Source organism: Rhizobium sp. WYJ-E13 (assembly GCF_018987265.1).
Lineage (GTDB): Bacteria > Pseudomonadota > Alphaproteobacteria > Rhizobiales > Rhizobiaceae > Rhizobium.
On record NZ_CP076854.1, the window covers coordinates 2092376 to 2116041 of the forward strand.

The following is a 23666-nucleotide window of genomic DNA, read 5'->3' on the forward strand; positions in this document are numbered from 1 at the left end:
CTCCTTCGGGCCGCCTATTGCAACGAGGAACTTCCCGATATCCGATCGGGTATGGTTGTGCGTTCATTTCCGCCGAGCCGGGCCAGCCCGGTCACGGCATCGGTGCCCAGCCGCGCAGGCGGATCATCGTCGAGAATGAGATCGTCGTGGAGTTCGTTCCGGATGGTGAAAGCCCTGCGGCCCAGCCAGCGCAGCTCGACGCGCGCCGCCGCTGGCAGCACCGACTCGATGAGGTCGCGCAGCCAGGGCGACCAGTCGCGCTCCTCGGCCGAATCCAGCGCAAGGTCGACGCGGATGCGGCCGGCGAGCCGTGCGGTTATGTCTTCCGGCTCGCCGCAGGCAAGTCGCGCGCTTCCCAGCATCGCCTTGTTGCCGAGTTCCGACGCCGTCTTCGGAAGTCCCGCGAGCATGGCCGGCAGCCGCGCGCCGGGGCAGCCGTCGTGGCCCAGCCGCGCTACGCCATAGTCCGCCATGAGATCGACGATGCGAAAGCGGGGCGGCTCTCCCGGAAGCAGGGATGCGAGCAGGAGTTCGAGGCCCCGGCGGGTTCCGTGGGAATCCGCCAGCGCTCGGGCATTGACGACGATCCTGCGCTTTTGATCGGCGGACAGCGCGTCGTGCCATGGCAGCCCCATCCATCGCGCGACGAAGTCGAGCCATTCCGGCGGGGCGGTCTTGGGATGGATGTTGTGGCCGAGATCGGCTATCCGTCCGTCCAGATCCTGCGTGGTGGCCTCGAGCACGCCGACCAGCCCGCGCAGGAAGCTGCCGGTCTCGAATTCCCCCCGGCGATAGATCGCGGGGAGATTGTCGATCAGCATCAGGCCCGGATAGTGGACGACAAGTTGCCGCAGGCGCGGCATCCCGCTGCCCGGCGCGGCGATGATGGCGATGCCGATGCAGAGATAGGGGTCGCGGATGTCATGGAGTGGAACCGAGAACGTGCTGGCCGGGCCCGGCTCGCTGCCCTTGCCATGGAAGACGAAGGTACGGACCGGCGCCATCGCCTCGCGCCAGCCATGGAGCCGGTGCGGTGCGGGCACGGCGGCATTGGCCAACTGGCCGGCGATCGTGTCGCGCATCGTGCTGTCGTCACAGGATGCCAAGCTGATCTCGATGGTACATCCTTCGGGAAGGTCCGCGTCTGCTTCGATGCGGGTCCAGCGCTGCCCTGTCGCCGCGGGCGATTGCAGTGCCGGCGTGACGAGTGTGGTGCGCAGCTCGCCACTGTCCAGTGGCACCGTTCCGGCGGGCTCGAAGCGCAGCAGCCCGCTCGACGTGGTCACGCACAGACGCCGGCGATCCGCGACCAGCCCGGTAGGCATGCCGTCGAAGGCAGTGTTTCCAAGGACGTCACCGCCGTCTCCAATCGTCAGAACCCGAGAGCGGCCGCCCGCGGCACGACCATCGACGCCGGCGATGAACAGCCTGTCGCAACCGTCGTTGCCGATCACGGTGGCGTCGAAACAAGGCCGCAGCGTCGTGATCGGCATGGATGTCAGGATCGTGCCTGTCTCCGCGTCGATCCAGCTAAGCCGGGTTCCTACCTCGGTCAGCACGACGACATCTCGGGTGCGATGCAGATAGGCCAGCTGCGGGCCGTGGCGTGGAGGGGCATCTTGTTCGGCAGGCAGATCCAGCGGGCGTTCGGAATCGATCCTTCCGGCGCGGTCGACATGCGCGAGGCTATGGTGCCCGGATTCGTGGACCAGCGCGTAAAGCGAGCCATGGGCACCGGCCGCGATGTCGACGACCTTGCCGCTGCCGGTGGCGACGACGAGCAGGCGGCTGAGGCTGTCGATATCCAATGCCTGCAGCGTCCCTGCCCGATCCAATGTCCAGAGAATTCCAGGCGCGGCGACCATCCGCACTGTCCCATCGGCCCCCGTCGGCGCAGCCAGGGCAACGGGCCCGGTATCGCCATCGTGCAGGCGCTGGATCACGCCGGCGTCGTCGCGCCAGATCAGGTCGCCGGTGTCGGTGATCGTCGGGGCGATTGCTCCACGCGTGGCGACAAGCTGCGGCGGCGTTCCCCAGGGTGCGGATGGGGCCGGTCCCGCGCCGGAGTCGAGCGCCTGGCGGTCGGCGCCGACGAACAGGCAGCTGGCCCATTGCGCCTTCGTGGCGAAAAGGAAGGCCGAGGTCCGGGACGGGCTCATGTCGATCCCCCCTCCCCTGGCCGAACCGCCTTGATATCGGAACCGTCGACGTTGAGGCGCGGCAGGCCGGTTGCCGTCAGCGTCACCTGGTCGGCCGTGACGCCCTCGGCCGGAAGGAACCGGAGCTCCCGAACTCGCCGGACCTCGGGCAATGCCTCGATCCAGGCCGACACGTCGCGCGCCGTCACGTTGAGGCCGAACGGTCTTGCGGGGATCGCCGGCGAAGGGCTGACCAAGGTGAGGCGTCGGGCCAGTTCCTCGAGAATGCGTTTCTCCACCTTGGACGGCTCGATCCGGGGCTCCGGCTCGACGGTGCCGGCAATAGCAAAATCGACATAGCGCGGCGCGGCGACGACAATGCGGGTTCCCAGCAGAAGGCGCGCGTTCAACGCGCGTTGCACCGCCGCCAGCCAGCGGCCGGTTTCCGGAACCAGTTCCGGCTCCCGGCCCTGCTGTCTCGTCCGCATGACGATGAGCTGCATCGGCTCACCGGCAAGGCTGCCGCTGGTCGGCGGCCGCATCCAGGCACGACTCACCTCAAGGTAGGGAAGGCCGAGCGCCGCCGTCTCGAAATCCCCCGCGCTGACCAGCGCATGGCCTTCGCGAATGGCGATCCGGGCCGCGCTGCGTTGGTCGATCAGCCCGGGTGCGTCGGCGCCATCGGCGATCACGTCGATATTCATGCCAAAATTGCCGGCGAAGCCGCGAACCACCCATTTGCGATTGGCCGCGACATTGCCGAGCCTGCCGTCACTGGCGGTATAGCGTGCAATGATCGTCGTTTCGGCCGGCGGGATCGCCCCGTTTATGCCATTGCCGAACATCACCCTTGCTGCGGCCGGATCGAAGGCGAAGACACGATCCTCCGGGCCGGCATCGGATAGCCGCTCACATTGCGTCCATGGCGCGATTGCGCCGTGTCGTTCGACCTCGATGACCACCGGTGCCGCGCCCGGCGGAAATGTGATGCCGGGTGTTTCCAGGTCGAACTGCTGGTCGGGATTGCCATCGGCGTCGTGCTGTTCCTCGACCATCCTGTGCTGGACGATGGCAAGGACGTTCGGCTCGATGCGCAGCAGGCGCGGTGCGCGGTCGACGCCCGTCGGGGCGCGAAACTCGACCGTCGCCACCTTCGGCGCGCCCTCGACTGCAGAGATGTCGAGGACCATCACGCCCGTGCGCAGCATGCCATGGGTGCCATCCTTGATCACAGCCAGCGGGAAAGTCCCCTCCTCGGTGGTCAGTGTCACCTCGAAGGGGGCGCCTGTCCCGCTGCTCGCGGCGGCCTCTGCGCTACCCCGCTCCACGCGGATGCCGATGGACAGGGTGCTGTCTCGCGGCCGGTCGGTCTCGAAGAGCGGCAGCCAGCCGGTCGCCGACAGGACGAGTTCGAACACCACGCCGCGGCCGTCACCGTCGCCGAACGGCGCAAAGGCCGGTCCGCCGCGGACATTGGCGGAAAGATGGTCAGCCGACATGCCGTCCGGGAACCGGCTTCGAACCGAAACGATGCGCGCGGGAATCCAGAGCATCGGACGCGCCGGAAGGAAGCTCGGCACATTGCCGCCCGAAATGTGGATCGCGGTGTCTGCGGGTATGAACACCGCCTGCTGCAGCATCTGCGCCTGTGCATCGGGATCGTCGCGGTCTGGCCAGAGCAGGCCCCGAGCGGGCTGCATGCCGGTCGGCACGAGACCCATCAGGGCGGCATAGGCGGCGCGCTCGTCGCGGCGCATCCGCGACAGCGAATAGAGCTGCGCCTCGGTGACCCAGGCAAGCAGTTCGATCAGCGTTATGCCCGGATCATGCGCGTTGTGGTCCGTCCATTCCGGTGCGAGTCCGGGCAGGCGCGAGCGGCCGATCTCGACCAGGTCCCGATAGCGACGGTTGAAGAGAACGGGTGCAAGCCTCGTCACAGCGCGGCCTCCTTCGCCTTGAACGCTACGCGCACGCCATCGTCGGCAAGCATGGCCAGTTCGTTCGCGCGGATGCCGGTGGGCCATGGGTTCTCACTGCCGTCGCCGGACAGCTCGATCAGGCTGATGTCGAGGATGTTGTCGAGGCCGCCGATGTCGAGCAGCGCAACGGCGACGTCTTCCTCGCGGGGCGACTGCCCCAGCGGCCAGCCTTCTCCATTCGGACCGCCGCGTTCGGTATCGAAGAAGGCCCTAATGCGGCTGGTGGCGGTATCCGAAACGCCCGCCGCGATGTCGAGCGTCGCGATCGCGACCGTGACGTCGACGCGCAACATGCGGATGCCGGGTCCTTCGATCGTCAGCGCTCCGGGCGCGGCCAATGCCGGTGGGGCGATGTCGAGCAGCATGCGCCGCAACTCCCGCTGCTGGGCGCGGCTGGGGACCGGCCTGTCGCCGCGCATGACCGTGATCAGGCGGATGCGCCCGTTGCGACTGGTGCAGCGGGCCTGTACCACCTGGTCGGAGCGCTCCTGCGCGAGGCTCTCGAAATCGGACGCGGAGACGGCACGGCCACGATGGCGGAGGCGCGCGGGCGCGAATTGCAGCACGCGCTGCGGCGATTCCGTCGCGACGCCGCCGGCCGAGGAATCGGCGGCCCGCACCGTCTCGACACCCTCGACGGCGGTGACGAGATTGAGTTCGCTTCGCGCCACGAGGAAGTTCGCCGGCACCACGCCGTCGGTTCCGGCATCGGCGCGCTCGTAGCTGAAGGCGACGATCGCATCGGCGCCGGTGGGCGGGATCATGCCGTGCTGGCCATCGCCGAAACGTATCGTGCCGGTCGCCTCGTCCAAGGCATATACACGGTCCGTCGGAGCGCGGTCTATCGTGTCGGCGACCTGTTTCCACATCACCCAGTCGCCGGGCAGATCGGTGAGGTCGAAGAGGACGCTGTTCGGGTCCTGGTCCAGCATGGCGTGGCGTTCCTCGTCGCCGAGCGGCTCGCGCACCCGCAATTGCAGGCTGTTCTGCAGCACCGGGGGACGGGCGAGCGACACCGTCAAGTTCGGCTCGCCCGACGAGGCGCCCAGCAGTTCGCGCGTCATCGTCTCGGCGGCGCGCGCCCAGACGGCGTTGAGATGGGCGCCGCTCAGCGATGGTGTCCACGTGTCGTCGACAGCCGTCGGCGCAAGCCTCAGCCATGTCAGCGGCGGCTGGCCGAACAGTTCCGCCTCCGTCGGCACTACCGGGAAGGCCATTTTCAGCAGACCGCGTTCGCCGAGCGCGCAGGTGTCGTCCGCCGCGAGGACCGGGGTGAACCGGTTGCCGATCAGCACATCGACCCGCAGCGGGGCCATCGCGTCGTAGCCACCTTCGCGATCCACAGTGAACAGGACGTTGACCGGGGCGCCGATCAGGCTCGACCTGAGGCCGACATAGAGCGCGCGCTTACCGACCGAGCTCGCGGCCGTGGCAGCGGCTCGCGATGCCACCGGTCGTTCGGCGGCCGCATCCGATGTCGCTGCCCCCTGCCCTGCCTCGGCCGTGCATGCCGGGCAATCACAGCCCGCCTCGTCCTTCGGCGTGGAAGATCCCGGCTGGATGCCCGCCGGGCCAAGGCCATCGAGGCGGCCAAGCGTGGTGGCAAGCGGGGTGAAGACTTCGATGCTCGCGCCCGGCGTCCGGTTCGCGTCGCTCTGGTCGCGCAGCATGCCGCTGTCCCGCGTGAGCAGGAAGCGGGGCGGCGCCGATGTGTCGATGGCATAGGCAATGCCGACATCCAGCGCATAGGGCGGCTGGATGCCCTCGGTCGTCCGCTGCACGGTCTGCTTCGTCTGGTTGGAGTTGGGCACGGGCTCGGAGATGACGACGACATTCTCGCGGCCATAGTCGCCTCCGATTAGCCGCGCGCGGATCCAGTGAGTGGTCTTTCCCGCCCATTCCGACGGCCTGAGATCGGACGGCACGGTGAACCTTATGGTGCCCGAGTTTCTGAGGCTGTTGGTCCCGTCGTCCGCGGGAGCTATCTGCAGGTGTAGCCAGCTCGTGCCGTTCGAATATTCCCACGACAATGCGGGATTGGTGGCGGAATCGCCGAGCACCTGCGACCAGGCCGTCACGCTCTGGTCCACCACCAGCCGGAAGGTCGCGCCCTGGGGCGCGTTCTGCCATGCGGTTTCGAAGGCCAGGCGCGTGGGGTTGGTCGACACCGTCTCCTGGGCGATGACATTCTGGTGACGCGGCGACAGGTCCGGAAACTGCGGGTTGCCGCCGCCGAACATATCGGTGCTCAGCATCGCGTTATTGGCGGCGGACAGCGTCAGCGCGGGATAGACGGTGGCCTGCAGGGCGACCGGCGCCCAGTATCCGACGCCGGTTCCCTGTGCCGCCGCCGGGAATGGCGGCGTGGCGGTCGCCACCTGGGTGACCGTGTCGAAGGCGATATCGACGGCGGCGAGTTCCCCCGCATTGTCGCGAACCAGGATCCGGGACGGAATCGCCACCCCGGCCTGGAACGTAACCATGGAGGGATCGGCCGCGTCGACCGTCAGCTGGTCGACTGGGATGGCAACGGAAGTCCGGTAGATCTCGATGTTCCTCGGAGTGGTGTCGACGCGGCGCCACCTGTTGATCCAGAAGAACTGCGTGTTCACTCGCCCCGCCAGGCCGCGAACGCTCGTTCCTTCGACCGTCGACAGGACGAAATTGCCGTTGGCATTGTTGAAGCCGATCGTGTCGCCCGCGACCGCCAGGTTGGCCGGTGGCGATATCGCCACCGCCGAACGCAGGTTGTTGCTGGCTTCGGAGAGCGTGATGCGGCTGCCCAGCAGCGCCGAATACATCTCGCCGCGCTGGCTTCCCGCGAGAAACAGAAAGCCGTTCTGGCCGGGCAGCGGCACTTCGGCCAGAACGGAACTTCCCTCCAGCTCGCCGACGCCGGCCCCGGTGGGGATCTGGTAGAGGATATCGTCCCGGCCGTTGATGAACGGCTGCCAGGAAATCAGGCTCTGCCCGACGGCATTCTGGTCCCTCGCGATGAGGTAGGCGGTCAGGTGTCCGTCCTCGACACGGCCGCTGATCGTCGTGTGCTGAAAGAAGCTGATCCCCGGATCCAGCGCTGGTGAGGCGATCGGCGCTGCTGGGAGGCGGCCGACGCGCTGGGCCAGAAGCCCCGCATGTGCCGCATCGACGGCGACGACCTCGAGCTCGCCGGCATCTTCGAGCCCGCATGGCCGCACATCGGTGGCGATGTTGGCGATAAGCCGTTGAGGAGCCGCCGCCGCCACGATGTCGTAGACATCATTGCCGGCCGAGATGGCAAGCAGTCTGGTCGGCACCGTCGCGACGGTCGCGTGCCTGACCTGCACCACGTCCCGGATGTCGATTGGCACCTGGTGGCTGTCCTCCACCGCCTTCGGCGGCCAGATGTCCGGTGTCGTTGCATTGGCTGTCCGTGTCGACAGCCGGGCATCCTTGAGCGCGACCAGTGTCGCCTGGCCGTTCCAGTTGACGACGGAGAGGCCGTCGACCGGTGCGGTTGCCATCGTATCGAACGCGGGCTTGCCGAGGCTCAGCCACTTGCTCGCCGACCTGTCGGGCCAGGTCTCGACGCGCACCAGCACCTGGTCGCCTGCCGCGACCGCTATGCGGAGCGCCAATCCGTCGACCCACATGACGGGCGCCACGCTGCCTGTCAGTTTCAGGCCCTCGGGCTCGAGCGGGTCGCGAAGGCGGACAAGGCTGCCGGAACTTGTGCGCGTGAGTAGGTGAAGCGCTCCGCGCGCGTCGATGGCGGCGATCACATAGCCGAAGACGCCGGTGTTGGTGCCGCTCATCGACTGGAAGACGGAGTCGGCGATGTCGAACTGCATCCAGGCCGTGGCGCCGGCTTTGGAGAAGGCCTCGTCGGAACCCAGATAGAGGGTGTCGAACATGCGTGGTTCGCGGCCCAGCAGGTAGAAGTTACTTGGCGGGGACGACGCCGAATTGACGAAGACATCAGGGCGAAGCAGCCTGGTCCAGTCGACCGTCTTGATATCCTCCGGCACGGTCTCGCCGGGGGGCAGCGGATTGATCTTGAGTTCGACGCCGTCGACCGACGTCATCTCGGTGCTCATCACCTGGCGTGCGCGGATCCAGCGTGCCTGGGCGGCGCCGACCTGGGTTTCTTCTACCGCACCCTTGGGCTTGGTCAGGCGGATCGTGCCGCCGCTCCCGGCTCCGGGATCCTCGATCGCGCGCCAGCGGGCATCGACGTCGTCGGGGTTGCTGGGGTTCTCGGTCTTCCCCCAATATTCCCAGGTCACCGCATCTCCGAGCGGCGGCAATCCCGCGATCTCGATCGAACCGGCCGCCTCGATATCGAGCAGGTCGGAATCGCCGATATAGAGAATGTGTTCCTGCCGATTTCTGGCCCCGTCGAAAGGCCGGAACGTCGTCACCTTTCGCACCACGGTCTGGTTCTCGATCGCATCGGCGACGAGCGGCGGCTCGATGGTCAGCAGGTCGTCCTGGGCCTTGCGGATCTCGTACTGCGTGTCGCCGATCGCGATGATCATGCCTTCCGAGAGGCCGAAGCCCGGATCGAGCTGCAGCATGGTGGCCCCGGCAGCGGCGAAGCTCTTGAGCCGCCATTCGGTCGGCAGTGCCTCGATTGGCTCGAGCGAGGCGATCCCCGGAGGCGGCAGGTAGAACCTGTCGTTTGCCGGATCGACCCCGACGACGAATTCGATCGCCCCGGGAACGATCCTGAGGTCGGTTTCGGTTTCGAAGGTGACGGCGTCGCCTGCATCGGCCTGCATCTTGACGGGATGCGGCGCCGTCACTGGTGCCGTCGCCGTATCGGCCAGCTTGAACGCGACGGGCACCCGCGCCGGCCGTGCCGCCTCGGCCTTCATGCCGAGCCAGTCCAGGAAGCCGAGCGCCATCTTATCACCGGCGAAGTCGAGGCGCTCGGCGACCTCCGAACTGAAGCGCGCGGCGATCTTCAGCAGGGCAAGACCGAAATCCGGGCTGTTCTCGTCGCGGTTCCAGTTCGGCAGCCATGTCGCCGCGCGTGCGTCCAGTTCGCGCTGGAAATCGGCGGTGCGACGGTTCTCCAGTCGGGGCGCGGCGAAGCGTTTCATGACGTGCTGCCCTCCTTGAAATAGAAGGGGAAGACCAGGTTGCCGACCTGGTTTGTCCGGCGGATCCGGTATTCCAGTTCGATCAGCAGCAGTCCCTGTGACGGCAGGTTGTCGTCGATCGTCACGTCGTTGACTTCGATGCGGGCTTCGTAGCGCCGCAATGCCGCGACGATTTCCGAGCGGATGCGCTCCATGGCGGTGCTGTCAATCGCCTCGAACACCATGTCATGGATGCCGCAGCCGAAGTCGGGGCGCATGATCCGCTCGCCGCGGGCGGTTTCGAGGATGATGCGAATCGACTGGCGGATATCGTCCTCATGCTGCGCGGTCGCGACGGCACCGGTCCGCGGATCGATGCCCACCGGCATCGCCCAGCCTTTTCCGAGGAAGTCCTTGTGCTCTTCCATCGCCCCTACCCTATCATCACTGTCGCGGCGCCGGCGGCGATCGGGTTCGGCGCGCCGACCTCCACGATCATGTCGCCCTGCCGTGTCGCGAACATGCCGCCGATCCGCACCGTCATGCTGCCGACGAGGACCACGCCGCCGACATGGGGCTTGACGCCATCGACGAGCGGACAGGCATGCGTATCCACCAGGGTTCGCCATGCCGGTTGCCCCGCGATGAGAACGGTCGGGCAACCAGGCCCCGGCGCCAGTGGTGTACCGTGGCCGGTCTGATCGCCGATGCGCGCTGCCGGTTGTCCCATGGCTTGCCTCCTCAGTTGATGTTGACCAGCGCGCCGCGCACGCTCAGCGTGCCGGACGCCTTGACGTCGAGCGTCCCCGTCGCCTGGATGACGATGGTGGCCGCCCTGATCTTGAGTTCGCCCTTGGCCTCGATGGCTATCGAGCCTGCATTGCTGTCGATGCTGACGGAATTGCCGGCTCCGTCTTCCATTGTGATGCCGTCATCGGTGAGCGTGACCTTGCGACCCTTGTGGTGCAGCAGTTCGACGACGCCCTTGTCGCCATCGTCGAACAGCAGGTAGTGCTTCTTGCGCGACTGCAGGATGCGCTTGTCGTTCTTGCCATCGCCGTTGAAGCGCGGCGGCTTGTCCTTGCCGTTCCAAAGCCCGCCAAGCACGATTGGGAAGCGCACGTCCTCACGCTCGAAGGCGACGAGGACCTCGTCGTCCACCTCGGGTATGCAGACGAAGCCGCGGTCTGCCCCTGCCATCGGCGCGGACAGCCGGGCCCAGTAGCTCTCAGTGGGCTTGTCGTGCCAGGGAAAGCGGACCTTGACCCGGCAGAGGCTCTCCGGGTCCTTGTTCTGGGTGACGATGGCGATGGCGACGCCCTTGATCATCCCGCCGGATTCGTGGTCCGTTTCGCGCGCCATGTTCGGCATCATGTTCATAGGGCTGTCTCCTTGACCTTGAAGCGCGTGCGATAGCCGTTTCCGTCGACCTTGTGGGTCGACTGCTGGACGTAGTAGGTCTTCGAGAAGGGCGAGCCGAGATTGTCGAACTGGACGTTGGTGTCCGGCTTGATCTCGGGAATGCCGATGGACTCCGCGTCGCCGGTGAGAAACTGCTTGGCCCGTTCGTTGAGCGCCGCGAAAGCGCGCTTTTCGGCTTCGGCCTTGCTGAAGACCGGCTGGCGCAGCCGCAGGACCGGCTGCTTGGACGAATCCTTCACGAATGTCTTGAGCTGTTCGCCTGCGCTGCGGCCCTTGGCGTCCTTGCCGGATTCCTCGCCGGCCGTGGCCGTGCCGATAATCTTTTCCTTCTTCTTTGGGTCCCAGCCATAGACCTCGACCTTCGAGACCTGGCCGGCGAGATTGGCTTCGGGCTTGAAGCTGATCAGCCCCTCCCCCCAGAGCAGCTTCACGACAGCCGAGGCGGTGTCGTTGGGCTTGCGGAAATGCAGCGTGCGCTTTTCATCGACGAACAGTTCGTAATGATTGCGGTCGGCAAGCTTCTTCAGGAACTCGAAGTCGCTCTCCTGGCTCTGTTCTATCTGGGGATGACGCTCCTGCGTCCGCTGGATGTTGGAATTGAGGTTGTGGAAGCTGGCGATTTCCTCGGCGGCGTCGCTGTCCAGCGCCTTGGCCCAAGTGCGCGTATTCTTGCCCATGGTCAGCGGGAAGGCATGGTCATAGCCCGCCACCGTAAGCTCCGGCGTGCCCGACTCGGGAAAGCTGGTATTGATCTCGGTAATGACGCCGCTCGCGATCAGCGGCATGGTGCGGGCGTCGCCGTAGCCCATGGCGATCTGGAGCTCGGCGCCGAATTTCAGGAGGCCGAGGATGGGCGTGCCGCGTCCGGTCAGGAAGCTGTGCGACTTGATGTCGTAGCAGTTCACGACAGTGAAGCTGAAACGGCCCGCCGCGCCCAGCACCATGTCGACCTCGACCTGTGCCACGCTCATCAGGAGGTCGCGCATCACGTCGTCCCGCCCGAGGCGCACCGCGAAGGCTGGGGCGTAGAAATCGCCGTATTTGCTAGAGAGCGCCGAGAGATCCATTGGGATGCTCCATGGGTGGAAGGGTCAGCCAGTCGCCCGGCTTGATGTCGCGGGGATCGTCAAGGTCGTTGGCTTCGGCTATGCGGACCCATTCGCTCGGGTCGTCAAATTCCCGGGCGGCGATCGCCCAGAGGCTGTCACGACCGATCACCACCCGCCGCTTGGTCTTGTCGGCGGATTCGCGGCGCGGACTTTCGAGCTGCTGGCGCAGCGACCGATATTCCTTGAAGCTGACATTGAGAGTGGCGCGTGCCGGTGTGCCGTCGGGATGGAATTTCGAAACCTTCCGCCCCAGCTTCTCGATGACCCCGACGAACTCCATCGGTCCCCAGTTGAAGCGAACGGGCGGCGGCGCATGGAGATCACGATCGATCTCCAGCAGCGCCGAAATTTCCTTGAGCCGCTTTCCGACCGGCTCGGCTTCCTTCTTGCGGGACGAGGTCGGCCCTTCCGGGTCGGTATAGTCGTCGAGGAACAGCTCCATGCTAAGCTGATCGGCTTCGCCATTGACGAACTGCAGGATCGGCGACCCAAGGCCCGGGATCGCCATCGCCTTGTAGCTGTTGGTCCGGTCGAGGCTGTATTCTGTCGGGTTGAAGAGGACCGTGATGACCTTGTTGCGGTCGGCGCCGTCGAGCACCGTGATCAGGGCCTTTTCGAGCTGTTGCCTGCTCATGGCTCAGAGCCCCCTGCGTTCGCGTTCGATGCGCATGCGGCGCTCGACCTTGCTGATCACGTCCTCTGCGATGCGGTCGATCACGGCGGCGTCGATCCTGGGCGGCGACGGAGTGGCGGCGCCCCGCGCCGACCAGGCTGTGCCGGTGGATGCGGAGGGCATCGGCATGGCCCGAACGGGGTTTTCGGCCGTCCCGCCTGACGTCGGCGTCACGCTGTCGACGCGCCAGACGAGGTCCGGTGCGCGCCGCGCGACGGTCTGTGCCAGGGAATTGGCCGCGCCGCCGGTTTTTCCGGGCTGGAGCGGCGTTGCGCCGAGACCGGCGTGACGATGCACCAGAATTGCCGGTGCCGCGCTCCTGGCCGCGATTTGCGACACGGGGGCACTTGCCTGGGCCACACCATGTTGCCGCCGCACCGTCCGGAAGATGGTCGGCATGGGTTCGCCAACCCTCACCCTCAGCGCGCCGGCGGCGCTTTCGTCCCGTCCATGCCGTTCCGCCGCGGGCAGCATGGCGTCGCGATGCCGCAGCATCGTCATCTGCCGCACGGACAGGAGGTGGCGGTGCGTCACCATGTCGGACGAGACGATTCTTGCCAGCGTCTGCTCAGTCCGCGACCGGCTGGCGTGATGATGGGAAACATGGCGGGCTATCGTCGTTCTGCCCGCCACGGGACTGGAAAGACGCTGCGACAGGTTGGTCGTGGCGTGGAGCGTGGCGAAATGCAGCTGCAGCGACAGGCCGTGATAGGCGACGGTCGCGCCGCGCCATGTCTGCGGGCGGTGTGACGCGGCCTGGCATCGGCGCGTCGTCCAGACCAGATGCATGGGCCGCCATCCCGCCTTCGCAACGGCGCGGCGCGCCCCGAACCGCGAGAGCCGGCGGGGACGGAGGCCAATCCTGGCGAGCCCGGATCGGATCATCCCGCCCTCCTCAATCCGTGATGCGCCAGTTCTAGCGACTCCATCGACACCTGCGAATTGTTGGCGTCGAAATCCGAGAGCGCCCATTTCACCGGGATAGCCCAGTCGAGCTGCCAGGCCCAGGCCCGTTCGCCCGCCTCGTTCTGCAGGCGGATGCGAACATTCTTGCGCGTGACATTACCCTCGGAGGCATCGAATGCCCATTGCCAGAGGTCGTTGAACGCCAGGCCGCGCTCGAGCACCACGACGGGATAGGAAACCTGCGACACGAGCTTGTGTTCGTAGTCGTTGACGCCGCCCTCGCGGAAGGACTCGTGCTTGACCTCGCGCTGGATTCCCTTGACGCGCAGGAAGCCGGCGCTGGTTAGCCCGTCGATCTCGACGAGGAACCGAAAGCCGCGAAGTGGATCCTGACGTTTCATTGCCTGTCCTCAGATGTCGAACGGGTTGGCCGGCGCGCCGTTGAGCTTGCGATTGATCGTCGAGATCTCCCGGCACCAGCGGCGGCGCTCCGCATGGTCGAGCTGCATGATGTCGCTGTGGGACCAGTGAAAGTGATGCGCGATGAAGGCCATTTCCTCGTACAGCGACTTGACGGGATAGGCCTTCATGCTTCCCCCAGTGCGTTGATCCTATGGAGGCTGTGACCGTTGGTCCCGGCTGGCTTGCCGGGGGCATCGCCGCTCTCCCCACGCGCATTGAATTCGGCATACAACTCTTCGAGGAAGCCGAGATCCGAGGCGTAGAGTCCCTCGATGACCCCGGGATGGATGTCCTTGAGCGAGCCGAGGCACGTAATGACGCGTGCCAGAATGATGACCGGCAAATAGGCCTCGTTCTCCTGCACGCGCGGATCGCGCATCGGCAGGATTTCGTCGGCCGCCGTGGCGAGCCGCATCACGCCCTTGCGATGCAGCATGCCGCCGTCGTCGACATAGCCCCTGGGCAATTCGAAATCGATTTCCGTCAGGAAACCCGGATGTGCGGACATGGCGCTCTCCTACTTGATGCGTTCAATGCCTTCGTTGGCCAGTTCGAGCATCTCGATCATCACCTCGTTGCCCTTGCCGTTGAGGTCGGAAGGGTCGTACTTGACCGGCCAGCAGTCCGAGATGACGAAGCGGGCCATCTCGGTCTTGCCGGCCTCGTCGAGGACGCTGATCGCGATGTTGCGGCGCCGCTCGCTGACCAGGCCGGCCGAGACGTCGTTGTGCCAACGGAACAGTTCGAGCGAATTGGCGCCGGTGGTCATGCCGGCCTTCAGCGTGATGTTGCCGAACTTGGTCAGTCCCGACAGCTTCCGGACATGGGGCGGATCGCTGCCTTCCCGATATTCCACGGCTTCGACCGTCGTCTCTGCGATCGCCACCTCGCTGAAGCCGGCGCGCGTCACATTGTCGATCTGGAGCTGGAAGCGGAAGTTGCGAATGGGATCTACACGTGTTGCCATGGTCTGATCTCCCCTTAGCGCTGGGCTTCGGCAGTGTTCTGGAAGATGCGGAAGATGACGAATTCCGCGGGCCGGACCGGCGCTATGCCGATCTCACAGATAAGCCTTCCGTTGAGGAGATCGTCCTGGGTCATCACCGTCTCGTCGCAGGTGATGAAGAAGGCCTGTTCCTCGGTGCGGCCGGACAGGGCGCCGAGGCGCCATTGCGTGCGCAGGAACAGGCGGATCGTGTCGGAGACCCTTGCCCACAGTCGCGGATCGTTGGGTTCGAACACCACCCATTGCGTACCTTCGTAGATCGAGCGTTCGAGGAAGATGAAGAGGCGGCGCACGCTGTTGTAGCGCCAGAGCGCATTGGAGGTGAGGGTGCGGGCGCCCCAGACCCGGATTCCGCGGCCGGGGAAGTTGCGGATGACGTTGACGCTTCTCGGGTTCAGGCTATCTTGGGTCTCGTCGTTGATCTGGTATTCGAGATCGAGCGCGCCGCGCAGGGTCTCGTTGGCCGGGGCCTTGAAGACGCCGCGCTCGGTATCCGTGCGGGCATAGACTCCGAGCGTGTGGCCGCCCGGCGGCACGAGCTTGCGCGCGCCGGTGCGCGGATCGGAGATGACGATCCAGGGATAGTAGAATGCCGCATAGCTCGAATCCGTCGGCAATGTCGTGCGCGGATCGAGGTCCGTGGCATTGCGCTGCCCCTTGGGACTGTCGATCACCGCGAAGCGGAACCGCATGTTCTCGCAGTGAATGATGATCTGCTGGATGACATCCGTCTCGACGCCGGGCGCATAGACCAGCGCGACGTCGCGATAGCCGTCGAGCGTAAGCGCCTCCAGCCCTTGCGGCGGTATGTCGGGATTGTCATGGCGGCCGATATAGTCGTCGACACCCACGGGGGTCTCGTCGTCCTCGCCGCCCTGCAGCATGGTATTGCCGTTGTCCGGTTTTGCTTCGAGCGCCGCGCCGGGCGCACGTACCAGCACGGCGAGCGCCGAGCTGTCGGGGCCTTGATTCTTTTCGCCTTTCTCCAGGTCGATCAGCGGAAACCGCTTGCCGTAGAAGTCCGGTGAACTCTCCTTTGGCGAAAGGTCGTCGAAGTCCTCGGTATAGGTGGGGCGCGGCATCCTGCGCGTCTCCGCGAAGGGGTCGAACAGCGGGTCGGGAAGGGTCGGCCAGTAGGCGAGCCGGATGCGGAAACCCACCGGCCTCGATCCGCCATTGCCGTCCGGCTCCTCCGTCGTGCTGTTGTCGATCCTGACAAAGACGCGTTTGCCCCAACTGCCGGCGCCGACCGCGCGGATGGAGAATGTGTCGCCGAACGCCGCTGTGGCCGACGCCGCGTCGCGGCCGGCGATGCGCGCGATGAAGGCGCGCTTTCCGCCGTTCTCGAAGAATCCGCTGACCGCATAGGGCAGGAACTTGTCGTTTGCGAACACGGAGCCGAACCAACGCTGATATTCCTTGTAGCTGGTGACAAGCGTGGGTTCGGTCGGTCCGCGCTCGGCTTCGCCGAGGATGGCGGCGGTGCTCGTCGGCACGCCCTCGATCGGGCGCGGGCCGCGTTCGATCTCCTCGATATAGACGCCAGGATGCAGATATTCAGGCATGGCGAGGCTCCGATCTTAGCTCACGAGTAGCTGGGGGTGGGATTCTGGCCGCCATAGGGCGGGTCGTAGGTCTTTGGAGGCGGTGTAGGCTTGGGGTCGCAGCCGCAATCGCCGTTGCCGTCCTTCGGCTTGTATTTCTTGCAGTCGAGCGGCTTGACGATGTTGCGCAGCGCATCCTCGAGAATGCTCTTCCGGCGGCGCTCGAGTTCTGCCTTCTTGCGGGTGATCTCGTCATTGATCGCGGTGAGATCGGAGGCGGCCTTGGCGAGCTGTTCCTTGGCCGGCAGGTAGCGTTCCGTCACCAGGCAGCAGAGGATGTCCATGTAGGCGTCGGGGTCGATGATATAGGCCTGCGGCCCGACCAGTTGCTGCTCGCGCACGCTCAGCACACCCACGTCCGGCCCGCAGCAATTGTCGGGCGTTCCAGTGTCGCAGTCGCAGACCTTGAGATACTTGTCCGCGATATTGGTAGCGATCGGGCGCGGCGCGATGGCCATGTGAAGCGGGATGACCTTCAGGAAAAGCTGAAGCACCGCGTCGACTGGGTCGAGCTGCCGGATCGTCTTGATGATCTTGTCATTCGCGACTAGGGCTTTCTCGATCGTATCGGCCGGATTGTTCCATGCCGCAAGCACGGCCTTGAAGCGCTCGAACTGCGCCGACTTGGCGTCCTTGTTGCGCTGGTGCCAGTATTGCAGGTCGAGAAGCGAGTGAACCTGTCCGATCAGCATCCCGTCCCCGTTGATCTCCGTGTCGAGCGACTTGATGCCGTAGACGATGGGGCAGATCTCGCACTCTATGAGGCACCACCAGCACTTGACGTTGCAGGTGACGGCGTCGATGGCGGCGGCGACGCCGTCGTCCTCGTTCTGCCATCGCTTCTTGAAGTCCTCGTACTTTCCGCGTGAATAGGCGAGCTTGGCGGCATTCGCCTTTCTCAGCAGGTCTTCCAGTTCGGCCTTGAACGCCTTGGCGTGATCCGCCTTGTTGAGCTCGATCGCCTGCTGCGCAATGAGGCCGTCGAAGCATGTTTCCGTCGGTGGCGTGGTCGACGGACAATCGCATTTGGGCTCGCAGGTCTTGATCGGCGGGCGTGGGGGCGGCTCGCAGGTGGATGTCGGCGGCATCGGCGTTGGCTTGGTGTCGCCCGGCGGGTTGCAGTTTTCGCCTGCAGGATTGTCTTGCCTAGTCATCGATCGCCTTCCTTCCTGTCCTAGGGTAGGAGTTCGTCCCAGATGAATGCCTGTCGCCAGGCGCTGACCGCACCCTGGCGAAGTGGGATTTCGTCGCTTGTGCGCACGACGCCGTCGCGCTCGACCTTGAGGCGGACCGCAAGGTCGCCGTTCGGCAAGCTGCGCGCCTCGTCGGCAGCCGCCAGTCGAAGGGCGACGGCGAAGTCGCCATTGGCCGCGCTGATCGAGACGAGCCGCGCGTCGTTCCAGCCATTGTCGTCCGACCATTGCAGCCGTATCCGGGCATTGGCCACGGGCACCGACGGGCCGAACAGGCTTTCGCGCAGCGTCGCGCGCAGGGCCGTCGCGCCGGTCGTGAACCGGTAGCGGGGCGTGGGGGTGAGCTCGATGCGAACGTGGCCGGGGAGCGCCGTGGGCGCCGCCTGCGTGCTCTCGAAGCCGCTGTGGAGGGCCTCGACGACGATGTCCCCAGCTTGCCGATCGCCCTCCTCCAGCCAGACATAGAATCCGCTGGCATTGATCCGGGGACGTTGCCGCAGACCGGAGGCGGAAACCCGGATGCCGCTGGTCACGGGCCTGAGCGTCACGCCATCGACAATCTCGGCCGCCAACAGGACGCGACGGACGAAGCCGATTTCCAGCGGTTCGGAGACAGGGAATCGGTCAGCCATTCCGCACCTCCTCGGTCCTGGCACCGGCTACGAGCGAATGTTCGGTGACGCGGCGCGCCACGACCGGCGGATCGCGCGGATCGATCCAGACCGGCGTGACCACATAGCCGACCGAGGTGCGATAGTTGGCGGTCGGAAAAAGCGTCCAGATGCGGCTCATTTCCTCCGTCGACAGCGGCTCGATCGATACTTGGGCGATCTCGTTGCCGACCCGGACGCCGGCAAGTTCCGGATCGTCGTTGAGCGCGCGCATGGCATGGCCGAGGAGGCGCAGCATCGGATCTTCGGAGGAGCCGTCACGGGTTCCGACCGTGATGAGATAATGCAGCGTCAGCGGAAGCGAGTTTTCGTAAGTGATGACCTCCATGCCGGGCGTGGACGAGATCACCTGATGGGTGTGATTGCGCAGGGTCGCGTTCGGCACGATCCGATAGAGGAACAGGATGAGCGAAGCACCCTTGGCATCGGGGTCGTCGAGAGGCCCGACGAAGACCGTGCCGTTGTCCAAATTCAAGAGTGACGCCTCCAGACGCGCTCGCAATGCCTGTGTGACGGAGAAAATGGCGTTCGCGCTCATGCTGCCCTCGCCCCCTCTCCGAGATTGAGATCGATGGCGGGAATGCCGAGCTTTGCATATTCGGCGCGGCTGGCCCTGGTGATATGGGCCGGGCCGATCGTGGAATTGGCGGCCGCGGCGATGAAGGCGGCTCGCAGCGTGATCTGGCGGATGCTGCCCCCTGTTAGCTCGATCTTGCGCGCGAGCTGGCGAAACATGGCGTCGTCGAGGTCGTGCGACTCCTCGGGCAGGCATCGCCGCCAGATCGCCTCGCGCGCCGCGGCGTCGGGACGGGGAAAGTCGATGATGAAGCGCAGGCGCCGCAGGAAGGCCGGATCGATGTTCTGGCGCAGGTTCGTCGTCAGGATGACGAGGCCCTCATGGCCCTCCATTCTCTGGAGGAGATAGGAGGTCTCGATATTCGCATAGCGGTCGTGGGCATCCTTCACCTCGCCGCGTCGTGCCAGCAGGCCGTCGGCCTCGTCGATCAGCAGGGCGGCGCCGGTATGCTGCGCCTCGAGGAAGATGCGGTCGATGTTCTTCTCGGTGTCGCCGATATATTTGCTGACGAGACGTGACAGGTCGATCCGCAGCACCTGCACGCCCAGTCGATGAGCGACCGCGAGCGCGGCCATGGTCTTGCCGGTGCCGCTCGGCCCATGGAACAGGGATGTGACGCCCAGACCATAGGGAAGCTGGTCGCGGAATTTCCAGCCTTCGAGCACTTTCGGCGCAAAGCGTATGTTGCTGACGATTTCCTCGATCTGCTCCTTTCGATCCTGGGGCAGGACGAGATCGTCGAGATCGAAGGTGGGCTCGATACGTTGCGCCAGGCCGGAAGCGCCCTCGGCCGCGATTTCGTTGCAGGCGGCGATGAAGCGGATGCGCTGGCTGGCCTCGTCGTCGTGCGAAAGCGGCCGCGCCGATGCCAACCGGCTTGCGCGGTCGAGACCGTCGATCTGCAACGGGAACAGGTTTGCGAGTGCCTCGGCGCCTTCGTCGGTGAAACTTGCACAGGCCACCTGAGCCGCGCTTTGCAGGGCCGAGGCGCGTATGGTGCCGCTCGGCATGTCTTCCTCGATCTCGTAGACGCCGGTGCCGAGATGTGCAGCGATGCGTGCCGGATTGGCCGTGATGATGGCGATGTGACGGCCGACATGTTCGAGCGCGCGGAGAAACAGGCGCAGGCGCTCGTCGATACCGTTTCCGTCGTCCAGCCCCGTTGCGTCGAGGACGAGCGGGCGACCCGTCAGTCGGGCAAGCCGGGCCAGGCGCATGCCGGCATCGTCGGCATCCGCCTCGGCCACGTCGGCGAGGCGGGCCAGGCTGACGCGGATCGGCTCGATCCCTGCATGCTCGCTACCCTTTTCGACCAGGGCACGCCAGGTCGCGGAATCGTCGCTGTTGAGCAGTAGCCACATCTTGCCGTTGCAGCGCAGCCTGGCCATCAAGCGTTCCGCGCGCTCTATGTCGGACGGTGCTTCCAGAAGTCGGGCGCCGAGCCAGGCGGCAGGGATCAGGATCGACCTGAGCGGCGGATCGTCAGTCAGGCCGCCATTGGCACCCAGCAGCCAGCGCCGCAACGGAGCGTCTAGCCGAAGCGGCTCGTCCGCCGAGGGCACGGCGCCGGCCATGGTGCCGAACAGCCGCCAGGACGAGAGTCGACCGGAAGACGCGAGATGGCCGGAAACATCGCTGGGGGCTCCCAGCAGTTCCGCAAACAGGCCGTACGTTCCCACCCGTCGTCCGGCGTCATCCATGAGAAGCGAGATCCAGCGCTGATAGCGCGGGTCGAGTTCGGGCCCAAACGCCAGCAGGAAGATGCGGATTTCGAGCATATCGAGGGACAGTGCATACAGGAGGCGGGCGAGCGGCTCGGTCCGATCGGCTTCCGCCAAAGCCTGCTGGAGAGCGAGATCCGCGTCCGCGACATTCTCGTTGCCGGCGAGAAGCGCGGTGTGCGGCGGGCGAGCCTGGATCCAGTCGGCGACCGCGGCAAGCTTGACGGACACGCTGTCGTCGGCGGACGAGTCGAACAGCCGGCCGCTGGCCTCGTGGAGAACCGTGTGGATCCAGGCGGTTGCGGCATGAAGGAACGGTCGGCCCGAATGGGTGGCGTCGTTGCCCTGCGTCATTGGCTCATGGGTCGGAGCGTAGATCGAAGCCGATGCATCCGGATCGAGCAGGTTGCGGACGGCCGAAAGCAGCCGCTCCATGCTGACATTGCGCGCTGCGATCTCGACATGATCCTCGCCCACCGTGCCCCGCAAGACGACGATATTCTCAGAATCGTCGAGCCATTGCGCCGCATCGCGGGCCAGGGCGCCGTATGTCTCGTTCTCGTTCTGGACGACGAAGATGGCGCAGGGTGTTGCCGGTGGCAGGCTTTGGACTAGCGGTTCGACATCCTCGGGGGCGACCACGTCACCGCCGAGGAGGGCCATCACGTCGCGAGGCTCGGACTCGACGGCCGCCTTGATGCCCGTGGCCAGAAGGTCGGACGGCGAGGAGACGACAATGACACGGATTGGCGGCACTTGCTTAAGTCCCCTGCGAGATTTGGGCCTGCCAACTATGGCAAGCCTGCCGCCGGACGGTCTATTCGGCCAGCGTGATCAGAAAGGATGGAGGCCGGAGGGTGGGGCGCCGATCGGCCTAGGGTTCTAGAAACCATGGCCGACAGGAATGGATCGTGAGATTGATGACCGCCGGGCCCTGCCGTGGCCGCCAAGCCGGCATCGGCGGGCAAACCGAAACACCGACAAGGGTTTCGCGCCGGGACAGGACGTCGACCTTTGGATGGAGCGCTGATGTTTCTCGCCTGGCGGCAAGAGCCAGGGTTTGCCACCCTCGACCAAGGTTTCGACGGGTAGCGTCGTCTAAACAGATTGTGCGGGGCGAGATGATATTCGAGCAGCATGACAGAAGCCCCGTTGCCCCGTTACCGACGCCATCGTTTTCCAGCTGAGATCATTGCCCATGCGGTATGGCTCTACTTTCGGTTTCCGCTGAGCCTGCGCGAAGTCGAGGACCTGCTTGCCGAGCGTGGCATTTCCGTCTCGTTTCAGACCGTCGCAGAATGGGTGGCGAAGTTTGGCCTGAAGTTCGCCCTTCAACTTCGTCGGCAGTCGCGAGGCAAGTTTGCCGATAAATGGCACCTCGATGAGATGGTGGTGTCAATCAAAGGCAGGAAATGCTGGCTGTGGCGTGCCGTCCAGGCCGACGGCTATCTTCTCGATGCGCTGCTGCAAAGGCACCGAGACAGGAAGGCGGCTCTACGGTTGATGCGCAAGCTGCTCAATGGCCAGGGCATAGCCCCGCGCGTCATGATCACCGACAAGCTGCGGTCTTACTCGGCCGGAAAAGCCGAGTTGATGCCGGGCGTCGAGCATCGCTCACATAAGGGACTGAACAATCGGGCTGAGAATTCGCATCTGCCGGTCGACGACGAGAACGGCGCATGGTGCGTGCGTACCCGCATGTGGGAAGGGCTGCTGCGGCAGCTCCGCGACCTCGATGTCGTTGGCGCCAACGACCCTGAGTTCGGCCGCATCCTGACCGCCATTCGCGACGCTATGCGCGACATCGTCCCGGGCGAATGGGCCGATGCGCCTCATCTTCGCGTCTCGGAACTGACGCGCGAGGATTTGCCGCGCGTCCTGAAATCCTTCCTCGCGACCGGTGTTCCCGGTTATGCCGCTCCCGTCCAGCATCAAGGCTCAGGGACGATCAATGCGCTGGTGCTCGCCGAGCGCCGCAACGGTCGCGTCATCTTTGCGATGGAGGAGCCCGAACTCGCGCTTCCACCCCACGCGCAGAAGCGCGTCGTCGACAAGGTCAGAGGCATCGGGTGGCGTCGTGGAGGACGAGGTCTTCCAGGTGGACGAGCTCGCCATCGATCCAGAGGGAGGCGCAGGCGTCGGTAAAATTCTGGCGTTCAATGAAGCCGGCGCCGACGGGCGAGCGGGCGACGCGCTCATCGAGACGGGTGAGCGCGACACCGGCGTCGAAAGCCGGCCGCAGCAGGGTGCTCATGCTGATTTTCGCAAGATCGTAAGCCATTGAAATCATGGTAAACGATTTGCTAAACGAATGCTATCTCGGAGTTATCATTCCTCACTCCTTATGATGCACCAGCGCACCGCTGGCCATCGATAAGTCTTCATTATCAGAGGTGATATGTACAGACGAGTTGTACGCGCCGGCTTGTGGTGCTATCGTGCAGATCGACACCGAAAATCGGAGCGCATCATGCCGCAGACCAGCTACAAGATCAGCGAGGCGCGCAAAAACTTTGCCGAGGTGCTCGAACGCGCCAACCACGGCGAGGAAATTTTGATCATGCGCGGCAACGAGATCTATGCCCGTATCGGCCCGGCCGACGGCGGCAAGCGCCCCTTCGGCCTGCTGCGCCAGCGCGGCCTGCCGGACAACCTGTTCGACGAGGTCGATACCGAACAGGCAGCGATCGACGCCGGCGACTTCAACGACGACCTCGGCGTCTGGCAGGGCAGGCCGGCCGACCGAGAGCCCAAGCGATGAAGGTTTTGCTCGACAGCCACGCCGTGTACTGGTGGACGATCGGCAGCGACCGGCTGTCCGACAAGGCTCGGGCGTTGATCGAAGACAAGGCCAACACCGTCCTGGTCAGCGCCGTCTCCTTCTACGAACTCGACAACAAGATGAGGCTGAAGAAGCTCGATCTGAAGCCGCAGGAATTGCGCGCCACGGTCACCGCCAGCGGCCTGCAGACGCTGGCGATCACCGATCTGCATGCCGAGTTGGCGGCCGCCTTCGACTGGGATCACCGCGATCCCTGGGATCGCATTCTCGCCGCCCAGACGCGGCTGGAGCATTGCACCTTCGTCTCCACCGACGTCGCGTTCGACACGGTGCTGCATGAACGGGTCTGGTGAGAGGCAA

General features: G+C 65.3%; 20 protein-coding genes and 2 pseudogenes. 3 read left to right on the plus strand and 19 right to left on the minus strand.

Translation table 11 applies throughout. The annotated features are described in order from the left end of the window. Positions 1-14 precede the first annotated feature (14 nt). The 18 genes from KQ933_RS31125 to KQ933_RS31210 all read right to left on the minus strand — a co-directional run bounded on the left by KQ933_RS31125 (position 15) and on the right by KQ933_RS31210 (position 21280). The gene (locus KQ933_RS31125) at positions 15-2159 is read right to left on the minus strand and encodes a phage tail protein (RefSeq protein ID WP_216759850.1); all 2145 of its coding nucleotides are present in this window, start codon (positions 2157-2159) and stop codon (positions 15-17) included. Beyond that, positions 2156-4075, minus strand: a complete 1920-nt coding sequence (locus KQ933_RS31130) for a putative baseplate assembly protein (RefSeq protein WP_216759851.1) — start codon at positions 4073-4075, stop codon at positions 2156-2158. The genes KQ933_RS31125 and KQ933_RS31130 overlap by 4 nt, the downstream gene beginning before the upstream one ends. Beyond that, positions 4072-9201: a baseplate J/gp47 family protein gene (locus KQ933_RS31135; RefSeq protein ID WP_216759852.1), complete on the minus strand. Its 5130-nt coding sequence runs from the start codon at positions 9199-9201 to the stop codon at positions 4072-4074. Before KQ933_RS31135 ends, KQ933_RS31130 begins: the two co-directional genes overlap by 4 nt. Continuing rightward, positions 9198-9608 carry a GPW/gp25 family protein gene (locus tag KQ933_RS31140; RefSeq protein WP_216759853.1) on the minus strand — a complete coding sequence of 137 codons (411 nt, stop codon included), beginning with the start codon at positions 9606-9608 and terminating at the stop codon, positions 9198-9200. The genes KQ933_RS31135 and KQ933_RS31140 overlap by 4 nt, the downstream gene beginning before the upstream one ends. Before the next feature lie 5 nt (positions 9609-9613). After that, complete coding sequence (locus KQ933_RS31145; protein ID WP_216759854.1) at positions 9614-9910, minus strand: PAAR domain-containing protein; 297 nt, start codon at positions 9908-9910, stop codon at positions 9614-9616. Positions 9911-9921: 11 nt separating this feature from the next. Then, positions 9922-10560, minus strand: coding sequence for a phage baseplate assembly protein V (locus KQ933_RS31150; RefSeq protein WP_216759855.1), 639 nt, complete (start codon positions 10558-10560; stop codon positions 9922-9924). Continuing rightward, complete coding sequence (locus tag KQ933_RS31155; RefSeq protein WP_216759856.1) at positions 10557-11669, minus strand: phage late control D family protein; 1113 nt, start codon at positions 11667-11669, stop codon at positions 10557-10559. Before KQ933_RS31155 ends, KQ933_RS31150 begins: the two co-directional genes overlap by 4 nt. After that, a complete protein-coding gene (locus KQ933_RS31160) occupies positions 11647-12345 on the minus strand; it encodes a LysM peptidoglycan-binding domain-containing protein (RefSeq protein WP_216759857.1) in 699 nt (232 codons plus the stop codon). Before KQ933_RS31160 ends, KQ933_RS31155 begins: the two co-directional genes overlap by 23 nt. Positions 12346-12348: 3 nt before the next feature. Beyond that, positions 12349-13173: a hypothetical protein gene (locus tag KQ933_RS31165; protein WP_216759858.1), complete on the minus strand. Its 825-nt coding sequence runs from the start codon at positions 13171-13173 to the stop codon at positions 12349-12351. Positions 13174-13265: 92 nt separating this feature from the next. Beyond that, the gene (locus tag KQ933_RS31170) at positions 13266-13691 is read right to left on the minus strand and encodes a phage tail protein (RefSeq protein WP_216759859.1); all 426 of its coding nucleotides are present in this window, start codon (positions 13689-13691) and stop codon (positions 13266-13268) included. Between the two features lie 9 nt (positions 13692-13700). Further along, a complete protein-coding gene (locus KQ933_RS31175; RefSeq protein ID WP_216759860.1) occupies positions 13701-13880 on the minus strand; it encodes a DUF6760 family protein in 180 nt (59 codons plus the stop codon). Then, positions 13877-14260: a hypothetical protein gene (locus tag KQ933_RS31180; protein WP_216759861.1), complete on the minus strand. Its 384-nt coding sequence runs from the start codon at positions 14258-14260 to the stop codon at positions 13877-13879. Before KQ933_RS31180 ends, KQ933_RS31175 begins: the two co-directional genes overlap by 4 nt. A gap of 9 nt (positions 14261-14269) precedes the next feature. After that, positions 14270-14719, minus strand: coding sequence for a phage tail protein (locus KQ933_RS31185; protein ID WP_216759862.1), 450 nt, complete (start codon positions 14717-14719; stop codon positions 14270-14272). Between the two features lie 14 nt (positions 14720-14733). Next, positions 14734-16323, minus strand: coding sequence for a phage tail sheath family protein (locus tag KQ933_RS31190; protein ID WP_216759863.1), 1590 nt, complete (start codon positions 16321-16323; stop codon positions 14734-14736). A gap of 20 nt (positions 16324-16343) precedes the next feature. Further along, positions 16344-17516, minus strand: coding sequence for a hypothetical protein (locus KQ933_RS31195; RefSeq protein ID WP_216759864.1), 1173 nt, complete (start codon positions 17514-17516; stop codon positions 16344-16346). A 20-nt stretch (positions 17517-17536) separates the two neighbouring features. Then, the gene (locus tag KQ933_RS31200; RefSeq protein ID WP_216759865.1) at positions 17537-18187 is read right to left on the minus strand and encodes a hypothetical protein; all 651 of its coding nucleotides are present in this window, start codon (positions 18185-18187) and stop codon (positions 17537-17539) included. Beyond that, the gene (locus KQ933_RS31205) at positions 18180-18764 is read right to left on the minus strand and encodes a DUF4255 domain-containing protein (protein WP_216759866.1); all 585 of its coding nucleotides are present in this window, start codon (positions 18762-18764) and stop codon (positions 18180-18182) included. The genes KQ933_RS31200 and KQ933_RS31205 overlap by 8 nt, the downstream gene beginning before the upstream one ends. Further along, on the minus strand, positions 18761-21280 hold the full coding sequence (locus KQ933_RS31210) for an ATP-binding protein (RefSeq protein WP_216759867.1): 2520 nt from the start codon (positions 21278-21280) through the stop codon (positions 18761-18763). The genes KQ933_RS31205 and KQ933_RS31210 overlap by 4 nt, the downstream gene beginning before the upstream one ends. Before the next feature lie 381 nt (positions 21281-21661). On the opposite strand from KQ933_RS31210, the pseudogene KQ933_RS31215 reads away from it, so the two are divergent. Next, a pseudogene (locus tag KQ933_RS31215) lies at positions 21662-22186 on the plus strand (IS6 family transposase); the annotation flags it as partial. Between the two features lie 403 nt (positions 22187-22589). Here the strand turns inward: KQ933_RS31215 and KQ933_RS33660 are convergent. Continuing rightward, positions 22590-22814, minus strand: a pseudogene (locus KQ933_RS33660) (hypothetical protein); the annotation flags it as partial. A gap of 180 nt (positions 22815-22994) precedes the next feature. On the opposite strand from KQ933_RS33660, the gene KQ933_RS31230 reads away from it, so the two are divergent. Both KQ933_RS31230 and KQ933_RS31235 read left to right on the plus strand, forming a co-directional pair. Further along, complete coding sequence (locus KQ933_RS31230) at positions 22995-23285, plus strand: type II toxin-antitoxin system Phd/YefM family antitoxin (protein ID WP_216759869.1); 291 nt, start codon at positions 22995-22997, stop codon at positions 23283-23285. Next, a complete protein-coding gene (locus tag KQ933_RS31235; RefSeq protein WP_216759870.1) occupies positions 23282-23659 on the plus strand; it encodes a type II toxin-antitoxin system VapC family toxin in 378 nt (125 codons plus the stop codon). The genes KQ933_RS31230 and KQ933_RS31235 overlap by 4 nt, the downstream gene beginning before the upstream one ends. The last annotated feature ends 7 nt before the right edge of the window (positions 23660-23666 follow it).

Bases quoted from the DNA above. Each gene is read 5' to 3' on its own strand.
- KQ933_RS31125 (WP_216759850.1), bottom strand. From the start codon at position 2,159: ATGAGCCCGTCCCGGACCTCGGCCTTCCTTTTCGCCACGAAGGCGCAA.
- KQ933_RS31135 (WP_216759852.1), bottom strand. From the start codon at position 9,201: ATGAAACGCTTCGCCGCGCCCCGACTGGAGAACCGTCGCACCGCCGAT.
- KQ933_RS31140 (WP_216759853.1), bottom strand. From the start codon at position 9,608: ATGGAAGAGCACAAGGACTTCCTCGGAAAAGGCTGGGCGATGCCGGTG.
- KQ933_RS31145 (WP_216759854.1), bottom strand. From the start codon at position 9,910: ATGGGACAACCGGCAGCGCGCATCGGCGATCAGACCGGCCACGGTACA.
- KQ933_RS31150 (WP_216759855.1), bottom strand. From the start codon at position 10,560: ATGAACATGATGCCGAACATGGCGCGCGAAACGGACCACGAATCCGGC.
- KQ933_RS31155 (WP_216759856.1), bottom strand. From the start codon at position 11,669: ATGGATCTCTCGGCGCTCTCTAGCAAATACGGCGATTTCTACGCCCCA.
- KQ933_RS31160 (WP_216759857.1), bottom strand. From the start codon at position 12,345: ATGAGCAGGCAACAGCTCGAAAAGGCCCTGATCACGGTGCTCGACGGC.
- KQ933_RS31165 (WP_216759858.1), bottom strand. From the start codon at position 13,173: ATGCATCTGGTCTGGACGACGCGCCGATGCCAGGCCGCGTCACACCGC.
- KQ933_RS31170 (WP_216759859.1), bottom strand. From the start codon at position 13,691: ATGAAACGTCAGGATCCACTTCGCGGCTTTCGGTTCCTCGTCGAGATC.
- KQ933_RS31175 (WP_216759860.1), bottom strand. From the start codon at position 13,880: ATGAAGGCCTATCCCGTCAAGTCGCTGTACGAGGAAATGGCCTTCATC.
- KQ933_RS31180 (WP_216759861.1), bottom strand. From the start codon at position 14,260: ATGTCCGCACATCCGGGTTTCCTGACGGAAATCGATTTCGAATTGCCC.
- KQ933_RS31185 (WP_216759862.1), bottom strand. From the start codon at position 14,719: ATGGCAACACGTGTAGATCCCATTCGCAACTTCCGCTTCCAGCTCCAG.
- KQ933_RS31190 (WP_216759863.1), bottom strand. From the start codon at position 16,323: ATGCCTGAATATCTGCATCCTGGCGTCTATATCGAGGAGATCGAACGC.
- KQ933_RS31195 (WP_216759864.1), bottom strand. From the start codon at position 17,516: ATGACTAGGCAAGACAATCCTGCAGGCGAAAACTGCAACCCGCCGGGC.
- KQ933_RS31200 (WP_216759865.1), bottom strand. From the start codon at position 18,187: ATGGCTGACCGATTCCCTGTCTCCGAACCGCTGGAAATCGGCTTCGTC.
- KQ933_RS31205 (WP_216759866.1), bottom strand. From the start codon at position 18,764: ATGAGCGCGAACGCCATTTTCTCCGTCACACAGGCATTGCGAGCGCGT.
- KQ933_RS31230 (WP_216759869.1), top strand. From the start codon at position 22,995: ATGCCGCAGACCAGCTACAAGATCAGCGAGGCGCGCAAAAACTTTGCC.
- KQ933_RS31235 (WP_216759870.1), top strand. From the start codon at position 23,282: ATGAAGGTTTTGCTCGACAGCCACGCCGTGTACTGGTGGACGATCGGC.